The 12,658-nt window shown below is 72.9% G+C and carries 8 protein-coding genes; 2 read left to right on the top strand and 6 right to left on the bottom strand.

The window, feature by feature from the left end; genetic code table 11:
* The first annotated feature begins 70 nt into the window (after positions 1-70).
* Positions 71-649 (top strand): 50S ribosomal protein L25/general stress protein Ctc, encoded by a 579-nt coding sequence (locus tag K6I33_RS00800; protein ID WP_229347258.1) that lies wholly within the window; start codon positions 71-73, stop codon positions 647-649.
* 58 nt (positions 650-707) lie between these two features.
* Here the strand turns inward: K6I33_RS00800 and K6I33_RS00795 are convergent, their stop codons facing one another.
* Entirely contained in the window at positions 708-2,600 is a 1,893-nt protein-coding gene (locus K6I33_RS00795; RefSeq protein WP_374282829.1) for an ATP-binding cassette domain-containing protein, read from the bottom strand.
* A gap of 252 nt (positions 2,601-2,852) precedes the next feature.
* Between K6I33_RS00795 and K6I33_RS00790 the strand changes: the two genes are divergently transcribed.
* Positions 2,853-3,689 (top strand): alpha/beta fold hydrolase, encoded by an 837-nt coding sequence (locus K6I33_RS00790; RefSeq protein ID WP_229347254.1) that lies wholly within the window; start codon positions 2,853-2,855, stop codon positions 3,687-3,689.
* A gap of 54 nt (positions 3,690-3,743) precedes the next feature.
* Here the strand turns inward: K6I33_RS00790 and K6I33_RS00785 are convergent, their stop codons facing one another.
* From K6I33_RS00785 to K6I33_RS00765, 5 genes are all read right to left on the bottom strand, one after another.
* Positions 3,744-4,052 carry a hypothetical protein gene (locus K6I33_RS00785; RefSeq protein WP_229347252.1) on the bottom strand — a complete coding sequence of 103 codons (309 nt, stop codon included), beginning with the start codon at positions 4,050-4,052 and terminating at the stop codon, positions 3,744-3,746.
* Between the two features lie 33 nt (positions 4,053-4,085).
* Positions 4,086-4,631, bottom strand: coding sequence for an LppP/LprE family lipoprotein (locus tag K6I33_RS00780; protein WP_229347250.1), 546 nt, complete (start codon positions 4,629-4,631; stop codon positions 4,086-4,088).
* Positions 4,616-8,845 (bottom strand): trypsin-like peptidase domain-containing protein, encoded by a 4,230-nt coding sequence (locus K6I33_RS00775; protein ID WP_229347248.1) that lies wholly within the window; start codon positions 8,843-8,845, stop codon positions 4,616-4,618. Before K6I33_RS00775 ends, K6I33_RS00780 begins: the two co-directional genes overlap by 16 nt.
* 28 nt (positions 8,846-8,873) lie before the next feature.
* A complete protein-coding gene (locus K6I33_RS00770; protein ID WP_229347244.1) occupies positions 8,874-9,296 on the bottom strand; it encodes a CU044_2847 family protein in 423 nt (140 codons plus the stop codon).
* A 64-nt stretch (positions 9,297-9,360) separates the two neighbouring features.
* On the bottom strand, positions 9,361-12,531 hold the full coding sequence (locus K6I33_RS00765) for a patatin-like protein (RefSeq protein ID WP_229347242.1): 3,171 nt from the start codon (positions 12,529-12,531) through the stop codon (positions 9,361-9,363).
* Positions 12,532-12,658 lie beyond the last annotated feature (127 nt).

Raw genomic sequence — 12,658 nt, 5'->3', positions numbered from 1 at the left:
TTCGTGGAGCTCCGTCCCGAGCCGGGTGATCCATGCCCAGCAGTCCACGCGTCGTACGAGGAGTGCAGAAATGGCTGAGGTCAAGCTGGCCGCGGAGCCGCGGACCGTCTTCGGCAAGGGCGCCGCCCGCCGGATCCGCCGCGAGAACAGGGTTCCGGGTGTCGTGTACGGTCACGGCGCCGAGCCCCAGCACGTGACGGTCGACGGTCACGCGCTGATGATGGCCCTGAAAACCCCGAACGTCCTGATAGACCTGGAGATCGGCGGGAAGAGGGAACTGGTCATTCCCAAGGCGGTGCAGCGCGATGCCCTCAAGGGCTTCCTCGTGCACATCGACCTGCTGGCCGTGCGCAGGGGCGAGCGGGTCACCGTGGAGCTGCCGATCCACACCGAGGGCGCCCTGGCCCCGGGCGGCAATCTGCTCGAGCACCTGCTGAACTCCCTGCCGGTGGAAGCCGAGGCCACCCACATACCCGAGTCGGTCACGGTGTCCGTGGCGGGCCTGGACGCGGGGCACACCGTGCACGCCCGTGACATCACGCTGCCGGCGGGCGTGTCGCTGGCGATCGACGGGGACGCGGCGGTGCTCCAGGTCGTGACGACCCAGGCGGAGGAGCCCGGCGAGGACGACGAGGCCGCCGAGCTGTAGGCCGTTCCGGCCGGGGGCCGTCGTCCCGTTCCCTCCCGGAACGGGACGACGGCCGCGCTCAGCCCTCCTGACCGAGCTCGTACCACCGCTGGAACCTGCCGCCGGCCGTCACCAGCTCGCCGAAGGTGCCCTGCTCGACGATGTGGCCCTGGTCCATGACGACGACCAGGTCCGCGACCCGCGCGTTGACCGGGCGGTGCGTCACCACGACCGTGATCCGGTCCGGGGCGATGGTCCGGACGAGCCGGAACATGTCGTGCTCGCCCTGGGCGTCCATCTGTGAGGTCGGCTCGTCCAGCACCACGACGTCGGGCTCGCGGTAGAGCACCCGGCCGCAGGCGACCCGCTGCCACTGGCCGCCCGAGAGGGAGACGCCGCCCCACAGCTCGCGGGCCAGCAGGGTGTCGAGGCCGTCGGGCAGTTCCTCGGCCGCCTCGCGCATGCCGACCGCGTCGACGACCTTCCACACCCGTTCGTCGCCGGACGTGACCGGCTGGCCGAGGGTGACGTTCTCCCGGGCGGACAGCGGCCAGTACCCGAACTGCTGGGTGACCACCCCCGTGTGCTCCCAGACCCGGCGCAGGTCCATCTCCGCCAGGTCCGCCCCGTCCCAGAGCACCCGGCCCTTGTCGGCGGTGTACAGGCCGCACAGCAACCGGGTCAGCGTCGACTTGCCCGAGCCGTTCTCCCCGAGGACGGCCACGACCTGCCCCCGGCGCAGGGTCAGCGACACGCCGTCGACCGCGGGCCGGGTCTTGTTGGGGTAGGTGAACGACACGTCCTCGATGCGGATGGTCTCCGGCCGGTCGGGCACCACGACCGTGCCCCGGGCCGGGTAGTGGGCGCGGCTGGAGGTGATGAACCGCTTCCAGTCGCCGAGGAAGAGACTGGAGTGGAAGAGGGACGCGGCGTAGTGCACGGCGTTGGTGAGGTTGCCGAGCGCCGCGCGCACGGCGAGGACGGCCGTCGCGGCGATCGCGAGCGACATCCGCCCGGTGATCGTCAGCCAGGCCAGCGTGGCCCACGCCAGGGTCAGGCACACACCGCCGGCGCACGCCGAGACCAGGTTGATCCGCAGCGCGCGGGCGGCCCCGGCCAGCGACCGGGCGTCCATCCGGCCGGTGATCGTGCGGTACCAGAACATCAGGTACGGGGCCATGCTGTTGCCGCGCACCTCGTCCGCCAGCTGAGTGGTGGTCAGGTACCAGCGCATCATGCCCTTGACGTTGCGGCCCGAGCTGTTGGCGTGGTGCGTCCGGTGCTCGATCCGCGCCTCGGCCATCGCCCCCGCGCCCGACGGGGCCACGGCGAGCACGAGGACCGGCAGCATCAGCGGATGGAGGACCGTGAGCACGCCGAAGGCGGCCACGAGCTTGATCAGCGCCGACATGAACGACTGCACGTCGTAGATCAGGCGGTCGCAGCGCAGCGATCCCGCCTCCGCCGCCTCGTGCTCCTCGGCGAATCCCGGCTCGTTGAACGCCGCGAGCTCCACGGACACCATCGCGTCGACGACGGCGATGTCGGCGGCGGTCATCAGCCGTGGTCTGAGCCGGCCCACCGACCAGGACGCCAGCCCGTGGGCGACGCGGCCGGTGCCGGCGGCGACCGCGATGGCCAGCAGCGCGGGCAGCGCGGCGTGGACGCGGTCGGCGACCGTGCCGGTGCCGAGGAGGTGCACCATCGCCCGCGACGTGGCCGTCAGGGCCACGGCCGAGCAGATGCCGTAGGTGAGCTGCGCGCCCACCATGACGGTCACGTCGCGGCGGTCGATGCGCCAGGCCATGCGGAACACCTGGGCCAGGACCGCCGGGATGGACGCCGACAGCCGCCATACGCCGGCGTGGTCGAACGCCGATGTCGCCCACTGCGCCTTGCGCCGGGGTTCCACCGGCTCGGGGAACGGTAGCCTGTGAGCCTGATCCTGTTTATGGTCTCCCGGACTCTCCATGGGGTTTCCCTCCCTCGGTTGGTAAAGAGCGCCTGGTTCACGGCACCCAGTGCTCAACCGGCCGGCGGAGGAAGGGGTTCGGCTCACTTCGCCCCTTAACGGTGGAAGTCGGGGGCGCCCGGATGGCCGAAAGAGCGCGTGGAGTGCGTGGCCGGCGCCTTGTTACCGGCTGGTCCCCCGTCGGCCGGCGCTGTCAGACTGGCCGCTGGTTCACGGTGACTGGACGATCGACCGTTCACTGGGGAGGCTGCCGTGCAGAATGTCAGGGTGTCCGCCGGAGTCGTCGAGTACGAGGACGCCGGGGCGGGGCCGCCGGTCGTCCTGCTGCACGGGCTGCTGATGGACCACACGGTCTGGGACCGGGTCATGCCGCTGCTGCCCGAAGGGTTCAGATATCTGCGGCCCCTCCTGCCGCTGGGGTCCCATCGCCGGCCGATGGACGCGGGCGCCGATCTCACGATGCGGGGACAGGTCCGGCTGGTCGCGGACTTCCTGGACGCGCTCGACCTCGACGCGGTCACGCTGGTGCACTCCGACTGGGGCGGGTCGCTGTTCCTCACCGCCCACGGCCTGGACCGGCGCGTCGCCCGGAAGGTGATCCTCCCGTGCGAGGCGTTCGACAACTTCCCGCCCGGACTGCCCGGCAAGATGCTCACGATCGCCAAGCACGTGCCCGGCGGGATGAAGCTGGCGGCCCGTCAACTGCGGATCGGTCCGCTGCGACGGTTGCTGTACGGGCAGATGGTCCGGCGGCCGCTGCCGGACGCCCTCGTCCGACCCTGGACGGAACCGATCCTCACCGACCCGGCCATCGAGCGCGACCTGCTCGCGTACTGCCGCGACCCGTTCGACAAGAGGGAACTCATCCGCGACACCGAGGCCTTGCGCCGCTTCACCGGCGAGTCGCTCGTCCTGTGGTCGCCCGACAACCGGGTGATGCCGCCCGAGCACGGCCGCCGCCTCGCGGAGTTGCTGCCCGCGGGGCGCTACGCCGAGATACCCGGCGCGTATGTGCTGTCCATGCTGGACGAGCCGGAGGCGGTGGCCCGCGAGATCGGCCGCTTCCTCACCTCCCCCGCCGGCCGGTAGGCGCGGCCGGTCGGCGAGGTGAGGCCGGCGGGCGCGGGTTTTGGAGCGCTCCGGTCAGGAGGCCGGGTGGCGGTCACGGCCGGCGGTCAGTGCCGCGCAGGCCACGGCCGTCACCAATCCGGCGGCCAGGAGGCCCCGGTGGGACCGCGAGGACATCACGGACCACCGTGACCGGGAGGACAGCAGGGAGCCGGCGCTCAGCCAGGAGCCGACCGAGGCCACCGACAGGGCGCTGCCGACCGAACCGACGGACAGGAACGACCCCGCCGAGCCGATCGAGAGCACCGAGCCCGCCGAACCGATCGACAGTACCGAGTCCCGTGACCACAGGGACCACCGTGAGTTTGCATCATGCTTGGACATGCACCGATCGTAAGGCGCCCGCTCTGACCGCCGTTACGTGCCCGGGCCGTTGGGATTGTCCGGCAACGGGGGTGTGAAGGCCACCTTCCCGCCCTTGAAGGCCGCCCGGATCTCACGCTTGCCGCCCGACGGGCAGCACAGGGGATCCGAGGTCGTGAAGACGGGGTAGGAGATGGTGACCGTCGTCCCGTCCTGCTTCACGATCGTGGATTCCGTGACTCCGGGGTTGTCGTAACCCACGTAGTCATTGCCCTGGAAGAAGAAAACGCTGACACAGTGGCCGTCGACGCTTCCCGTGCAGTGGCCGTGAAGGGCACGGAAGGGGCCACGGAGGGCCTTCAGGACACTTGGCTCGTCGTCGGCCGTGTACCCCAGGCGCTTGATGCGCAGCATGGCGGCGTCCACGTCGAACGGCCCGTCGGCCGCCGTCGACGGCGAGGGGCGTCCGGCCGAGGGGTTCCACAGGGTGACCGACCGGGTCGGGCCCGGCGAGCCGACCTGGTTCCCCGACGAGCACGAGGTGGACGCGGCCACCAGGAGGAGGCACATGGCCGCCACGGCGCCTACCCGCGAGCGCATGCCGTCACCCCCAGCAGATTGCGCTCCAGGAACCCGTAGCGCACCGTTCCCATGTCGCCGCGCGCGATGTCGCGCGTGACGCGCGAGCAGAGGCCCGTGGCCCAGGCGTCCGGGGACGCCTGTTCGAGGCGAAATCTCACGTCGAGGTCCTTGCCGGTGGTCAGGAGCATCCGCTCGCCGTCGGGTGAGGGGACGACCGCCCGCACCTGGGCGGCCGTGGGTGTACGGGTCCGGGCGATCAGGCCTTCGGGGCCCCACAGTTCGAAGGCTCCCTTGCGCATGCTGACCACCTGGGTGGAACGGGCCAGGAAGACCGTGGTGCGGGAGGGGGCGGCGGGGATGCCGATGAGTTTCCGTCCGGTCTCCGCGTCGCGGACCTCCGTCTCCCCGTCCTGGCTGACCAGCATGAGGCGCGTGCCGTCGGCGCTGTACCGCACGGCCCGGTACCAGTCGAGCAGTGGTGCCGTGAAGCCGGGGACGATCACTTCGACGCGATGTCGTCTCTCCAGGTCCCAGATCTCGACGCCCCGGCGGTCGGGGGTGGTCACGGCGGCCTGCCCGGAGCGGGGGTGCACGGCCAGAGCCGTCGAGTACTCGCGCCGGTCGACGGGGGCATTGCCCGTGAAGAGCAGCGGACGCCCGGTCGCCTCGCCGGTCGTGGTGTCCCAGCGGGAGACCGCGCCGCCCGCCAGCACCGTCAGACGGCCCCGCGCGTCGAATCCCATGCCCGTGACCTCCCCCACGCGCGGTGGGGTGTCGGCGGGCAGATCGATGCGCAGCTGACGGAGCACATGGAGTCCCGGCACGCTGTAGAGCGTCACCACCGGATCCGCCATGTCGCTCACGGCGAGGACCTTCTCCGCGGGGTCGAAGACCGCGTACCCCGGAGACCCGGCCTTCGACGAGCTGTCGGTGGCGATACGGCGCCCTGTCGCCGGATCCCACAGCGTGACCGTGCCGCTGTCCACGCGCACCGTGACCAGATAGCGGCCCGTCGGGGAGAACTGGGCCGCTTCCGCGTCGCCCTGCTTGCCCTCGGGGGGCGAGCCGCTGGTCCAGTCGACCGTGCCGAGGGAGTCCGGCGCCGGGGCGGTCATGACCAGGACCTCCGTGCCCCGGGCGTGGACGATCCTCCGGCCGCCGTTGGACAGGGCGTACCGGGTGTAGCCGCCGCCCGAGGTCGCGTCCTCGTCGAACCGCGACAGCTGCCGGCCGGTGTGGGCGTCGTACACCGTGACCGTGCCGTTCCCTCGTGCCAGCACCACCTGGTCGGACACCCCGGCCAGTTCACCGGTGGTGGCGCACGGGACGGCGCGGGCGAGGCGCGGGTCGGTCGTGCCGTCGGCCGGGGCCGTCAGGTGCCATCGGCCGTCCACGCACTGGGCGACGACCGGGTGGGGGCCGCTGAGGAAGGACACCACGGGGAGACCCGGCCCCTCCTCCGGGCCCTTCTTCGCCACGACACGGCCGTCGCGCGCATCCCACACGTGGTGGCTGTCCCCGATGTGGGAGGCCACGACGTGCTCACCGCTCGCGTCGAAGGCGAACTCCCTGGCCTCCCCTTCGGTCCCGGTGGGCGTCCGCAGCGTCACCGCGGGAGCCGTGGGCCGGTCGAGATCCCACACCTGGGCCGTGTCGTCCAGCGGTGGGTGCGCCACGAGCCGGTGCCCCGTGCGGTCGAAACGCAGTTGGTCGGGCCGTTGGCCGGTGCTGGCGGTGCTCGCCGCGCCGCGCAGGGTCAGCAGCACCTCGCGCTCGCGGACGTCCCACACCACGATGCGGTTGCCGTCGCCCCCGAGCGCCAGCCGAGTGCCGTCGGGGCTCACCGCCACGGCCGAGACGTTGTCCATGTCGGCCAGCCGGGAGATGCCGCCCGAGGCCGCCACGCGCCAGACGGTGAGCCGGCCGGCGCCGGTGCGGACGGCGATGACCTGCCCCGAGTCGTCGAGCGCCGTTTCCGCGACCGTTCCGTCCGCGGGCAGCACCGCGTCGTAGGGGGAGTCGGCCAGATAGCGGTCGAAGAGGTTGTCGCGGGCCTGCTGGGTGGTGGCCGTGCGCCAGGCCGCGACGGACAGCAGGGCCGAGGTCTCCAGCCGGGAGCCGGCCTGGCGCTGCGCCTCCTGCACGAGCCCGCCCGAGAGCTCCGCCGCTTTGCTCTCCCGTACGGAGACGAGACCGGCACCGGTGAGGCCCGCCATCGCCGTGAGGACGGCCGTCCCCGCGAGGGCCCCGCGGAACCGGCGGCGCCGCCGCCACTCCGCGCTCGCCCGGATGTACGCGAGCTCGGCTGCGGGGATGTCGTCCTGCCGGTCGCGCAGCCGCTTCTCCGCCGCGCTCAGCTCCGAGCCGCGCATCAGCAGCGCCCGGTCGTGCCCGCTGAGCTCCCAGCGGCTCATCCGCGCCCGGAGGTGCTCCTGCCAGGTGCGGAAGTCCCGGTCGGCGTCGACCCAGTCCCGCAGGGTGGGCCAGTGCTCCAGGACCGCCTCGTGGGCGAGGGCGACCGTCTCCACACCGTCGGAGGCGTGGTCGAGGTGGACGAGCCGCTGGGTGGCCAGGAGCTGGGCGGCTTCCCAGCACGCGGAGGGCAGTTCGGGGCGGCGCGCGGTGCGCCCGGTGTCGACGGGGTTGTCGGAGGCGCCGTCGCCCGGGCGGACGAGCTGGACGAACAGCCGCCGCACCTCGTCCCGCAGGTGGCCCAGCCGCTCCTTGACGGCCCGTTCCGCGTGGCTCGCGAGGGCCCCGGCGACCCGGCCGGTCTCCTCGTAGGCCGCGTGCGTCAGCACCCCGTGGACCCGGCGCTCCCACAGGAGGGTGAGGGCGAACTCCAGGAGGGGCAGGGCCCCGGGGCTGCTCCCGGTATCCGACAACAGGCGCTCCGCCAGCCGGTCCTCGAACCGCACGGCGCCGTGGAAGGAGTCGACCGGGGCCAGCACCACCTCGCGCAACTGGTCACCGGACAGCTTGTTGACGAAGAAGGCCGACGTGTCGCACACACGCTCGAGCGCCGGGAACCGGCGCATGGCCTTGAGGAAGTCCAGCCGCAGAGTGAAGACCAGGCGGACGAGCGGGCCGCCGTCCGCGGTGCGCCACTCGGTCATCCGGAGGGCGTGCTCGACCAGCGCGTCCGCCTCGCCCGGAGGGCAGCGGAAGAGCACCTCGAACTGGTCGATGAAGAGGAGGAGTTGTGAGGTGCCGGAGCGGCCGACCGCCTCCGTGACCACGGGGGCCGCGGCTCCGTCCCGTAACCGCCGCGCCAGCCGGTCCAGGCGCTCCCCCACGTCGCCCGGGTCGTTCTCCTCGCCGGGGAGGGCGTCGAGCAGCGGCAGCAGGGCCGAGGCCAGCATGTGCTCGGCGCGTACGGCCGGTTCGGGGACCAGCGTCACCACGCTGTAGTCGCCGCGCCGGCGCAGCGCGGGCAGGAGACCCGCCTGGACGAGCGAGGACTTGCCGACCCCGGACACCCCGACCACCGGGACGACCCCGGACGTGGTGACCGCCTCGGTCAGCTCCTCGATCTGGACGGAACGCCCGAAGTAGTGCGCGGCGTCCCGCTCCCGGAAGGGCATGAGCCCTCGGAAGGGGGAGTCCGGCGAGGCGTGGCGGGCGAGCTCCGGGTGGGCTTCGAGGAGCGTGTCGAGGGTGATGGCGTAGGCCGCCCGGCCCACGAACCGCCGGTCGGTGGCGACGACCATGCCGACCACGCCCTTGAGCCGGTCGTCCCACAGGGGTGTGCCGCTGAAGCCCTGGAGGATCTCGCAGGCGCCGGTGCTCTCGATCTGCACCCAGCCCCGGCCCCGGTCGTCGACGATCGTGCCGTGCGACCACACTCCCTCGTCGTCGCCGGCGGGAAAGCCGAAGGCCGCGAAGGGGTGGTCCCGTACCGTGTCCACGTCCAGCAGCCGCACGGGCTCCGCCCCCGCGGGCGGGTCCTCGGCTAGGGTCAGGACGGCGATGTCCCCGGTGCCGTCGTCGGCGACCGGGATGTGCCGGGCCAGGGACGCGGTCAGCCGGGGGACCGGCAGGCCGGCGAGCGGGAAGTCCAGCTCGACGGCGAGCCCCGGGGGCAGGGCCACGGACTCGGGCTCCCCCGCGATCGCCGATATGACGTGTCCGCAGGTCAGCACGGTGCGCGGGGCGGCCAGGAAGCCCGCGCCCCGTGGGGCGCCGTGCGACCACAGCCGGGCGATGCCGGGGTTCGGCACGGGTCCGGGCATGGGGTGGTTCTCTTTCTCCTCGCCGCGGTCAGCCGGCCACGGCCGCCGCGCCGTTGGCGGCTGCTCCGTTGGCGGCCGTTCCGTTGACGCCTGTTCCGTTGGCGGCCGTTCCGTTGGCGGTGACCGCCCTGGTGACCGGCAGCGCGTCGGGGCGCTGTCCGTCCCACTCCAAGGTGAGCGTCAAGGACGCCTCGCCGGCGGTCTTGGCGAGGAAGACACCGGTCTCCCCCGAGAGCTTCAGCCCCAGTTCGAGGGTGATCTTGTTCGGCTGGCGGGGGAAGTCGGTCAGCCTGCCGACGACGGCGTGCGCGGCCTCCCGCACACTGTCCAGCCCGCGCTCCAGGGTCTCCGCGGCGTGCGCGACGGCCCCGCCGCCGCGGGCGACCCTGACGACCGCCTGAGGGTCCTCGTCGATCTCGACGAGCACGGATCCGCCGCTCTCGAGTGGCACTCTCAGCAAGTTGGGCACCGGCCGCTCCCCCTCCGTCGCTCCGCCGATCGGAACGTGCGGGACTCTAGCGAGGAGCGGCACTCCGGGTTCGTTGTTCGTCGAAGCTGCACTCGTCAGGGCGGTGCGAGTGGTAAAAGGTGCCGCGCGGCCCGCGCGTGCGGGCGAGGAAGATGCCGAGGAGGACGACGAGGAGGCCGACTCCCAGTTTGACCGCCAGGCTCCACAGCGTCTCGCGCAGGTGCACGTCGTTCCGGTTCGCGTAGATGTAGAAGGCGGCGGCGCAGAGCAGGACGAGCACGACGGCGGCCAGTCTCAGGCCCAGCCGCCGCGCGTCCCGGGTCAGCAGCGCGGCCGCCGACCAGCCCGCCAGCAGGAGGAACACCCCGGCGAGGGTGAAGGCCACGGGAAGGCCGGGGACGAACAGGGACATGGCCAGCAGGACGCCTCCGGTGACCACCGCGAGGTCCACCGCACGGCGGCCGAACCTGCCCGGACGGGTGAGGAAGCGGACCATGGCCCACACCGCGAGGGTGTAGCCGCGCAGGGCGCTGAACACCGCGCCGACGGCCTTGACGCGGGGCGCGCCGACGGCGCTCGCCGTGACGGCGGCGCTGTGTGCGGCGGTTTCGGCGAAGAGGTCGCCGCCCGCCTCCTGGGTGATCCGCTGGCCGCCGATGGTCCGGGCGCTCTCCCACAGTCGCCACATCGTCTCCGCCGGCAGCGGCCGGCCTGTCGTCGTGGACGCCGCCGCGTCGTACTGGGCGAGCCATCGCGTGCTGTCCTCGGGACGGCCGTCGCCTTCCGTGCGGACCGCGTCCGCCAGAAGGTGGAGTTCCTGTCTGAGGATGTTCGTCTGGAGGGCGTGGGTGACCGCCTCCACGCAGAGGCCGAGCCGGGGGTCGTCCTCGGGACCGGGTCCCCCGGGCGGCGTTGCGGGACGGATGGGGATGATCTGTTCCGTCGCCAGGCCCCGGCACGTGGAGGCGTAGTGCTCCTGCCAGGTCTGCTCCAGCCACGCCCGGTCGGCGGGGTCGCGCGCGTCGACGGCGCAGGCGCGCAGCGCGTCCACGAGCCGGTGGGCCGCGTCGTCGGCGTCGTCGTCCGTCGCCCAGACCTGCCGCAGCCGCTCGACCGACATCAGTGCCCGCGCCAGGTGGGCGGCGCCGTCCATGCGCCCGTGGATCCAGTCGTTGACGCGCCAGGAAGCGCGGTAGAAGGCGCCGAAGTGGTGCAGTTGCCTGCCCGTGAGCAGGCCGGGTTCGCGGGAGGAGACCTGGATCAGTTCGACTTCCTGCTCCACTGCTCGCTGGGTGTCGCCGTACGCCTGCTGGACGACTTCCAGGCGGAGCATGCGGTCCAGGACGTCCTGGGTGGAGTGGAGCAGGTAGTCGGTGAGGGCCTTGAGGTGGGTGCGTTCGGTTCCGACGGGGTCGACGACGGCCTCCCCGGCCAGGCCCCCGGGCCCGGCCTCGGTTCCGGTTTCGGCTCCGGTTCCGGCTCCGGCGACGCGGGACAGAGCGTCGTCGCAGCTCATGAGAGAGTCGGCCAGGGCGGTCGCCTGGCCGTACCGGCGCGCGTGCCGTTCCGCGTAGTCCTCCGCGCCGGTGTCCGGCGGTCCGTCCCAGTCGGTGAGGGCCTGGTGCAGCCAGTCCTCGAGGCGCCGGGTGGCGGCAGCCGTCGCCTTGCCGAGCCCGTCGTACGCGCCGGGCGGCAGGCCGGCGCCGGCGCGGGTCCAGTGCTCCGCCAGTGTGCGCCAGTCCTCCTCGATCTCCTCGAACACGGTGTTCGCCCGGCGTCGTGCCTCGATGATGGCGCGGCGTTCCGGCGAGCCCATGGGCGCGAGCCAGACGGCCCGTCTGAGGACGTCGACGACGATGTCGCGCAGTCCCTGGACGGCGGTCTGCCCCCAGTCCCAGTCGGTGCCGGTCCGGCCGGTGGCCTCGTCGACGGAGTCCCCTCGGGGGATGAACGACTCCGGTCGTGCGCGCCGGTCCCGCAGGACCACGCGGAGGCGGTCGGCGATCTCCCGTTCGCTCCATCGGCCGGCGGTCTCGGCGGGCTGCCCGGCGGCCAGCCATCGGCCGATGGTGTCGGCGGCGTGCTCGATCCGTGTCTCGAGGTAGCCCTGCCATGCCGCTCCGGAGAGTTGTCGCGCCGCGCCGGCCAGGGCGTACGCGAACCGGGCCCGGGCCCGGCGCCGGTGCCGGGCGTCCTCGTTGCGGACCTGGATCTCGGTCAGCTCGCGTGAGACCGAGTCGGTCGAGCGCAGCCGTGTCAGGACGCCGAGGAGGACGTCGGGGGCGCGCAGGGGCGGCGTCCCGGTGGGTTCCGGGGCGGGAGCCTGCGGTGGTGCTTCCGACGGGTCGGGCACGACGTAGGTGAGGACCCGGCGGACCTGTGACTGCGCGGTCTGCCGGTAGACGGCCTCAAGGGCGGGGCGGATGGGTTTGTTGAGCAGGATCCCGCCGTCGACGACGTACTGCGGGACGCGGAAGTTGGCGCGCCCGGCCGTCGAGGGCCAGGGGCCGTCGGCCGCGTCCGCGTCGACGTCCACCCACTGCGGCGCGAACGCGGCGGGGAAGGAGGAGGTGCAGCGGGCGGCGACGGCGAGCCGGTCGATCACCCCGTCGTCCTGGAGGTCGGCGACGGGGTCCGTGGCCCCGGCCTGCGAGGCGAACCGGAAGCGGGCGTCGTGGTCGACCTCGGTGATGCGGACGCCCGTGTCGTCGCAGGAGGAGCTGTACCGGCCGCGCCACAGGGTGCCGGTGAGGATGAGCTCGACGGGCCGTCGCCCGGTCCTCCCGTCGTCGGCGCCGGTCCGTGGAGGGGAGGTCGCGACGGCGCGGAGGGCGTTGCGGAGCTCGTCGAGGAAGTAGTCCCCCTGGAGGAGGGAGGGGGGCTGCCGTTGGAGCGGGTGTTGCAGCAGTTTGCCCAGCGCGCCCTTGTCCCGCCACAGGCCGCACAGGGGCGTGATGTCCTTCTCGCGGGCGAGGCCGAGGGCGAGGAAGGCGCCGTTGAGCCCGCCGGCGGAGGTTCCGGCGATCACGTCCACGCGCGCGTCGGCGCACAGCAGGTCGAGCAGCGGCCGGTAGACCGCCTCGTCCCAGCGGCGGGCCATCGCGAGGTGGTGCAGTTCGACGGTGACCCCGCCGATCCAGACGGCCAGGCTCACCCCGCCGTTCATGACCACGGCCAGCCGGATGTCCTGCCGGTCGATGTCGTCGGTCTCCGCCACTTCCGCTCCCTGCCGCTCGACCGGCTGCCACCCCCTTCGGCCTTCGGCCTGCAGCCCTTCGTCCTTCAGCTGAACACGGCGCCTCGCCGATCGCCCGTACGTCGGCCGTGTCGCAACGCCGACCGCA

The sequence above is a fragment of the Streptomyces sp. UNOB3_S3 genome (assembly GCF_020740895.1).
GTDB lineage: Bacteria > Actinomycetota > Actinomycetes > Streptomycetales > Streptomycetaceae > Streptomyces.
The sequence above is the reverse complement of the archived record's forward strand: the minus strand, read 5'-3'. Positions and strand labels throughout refer to the sequence as shown.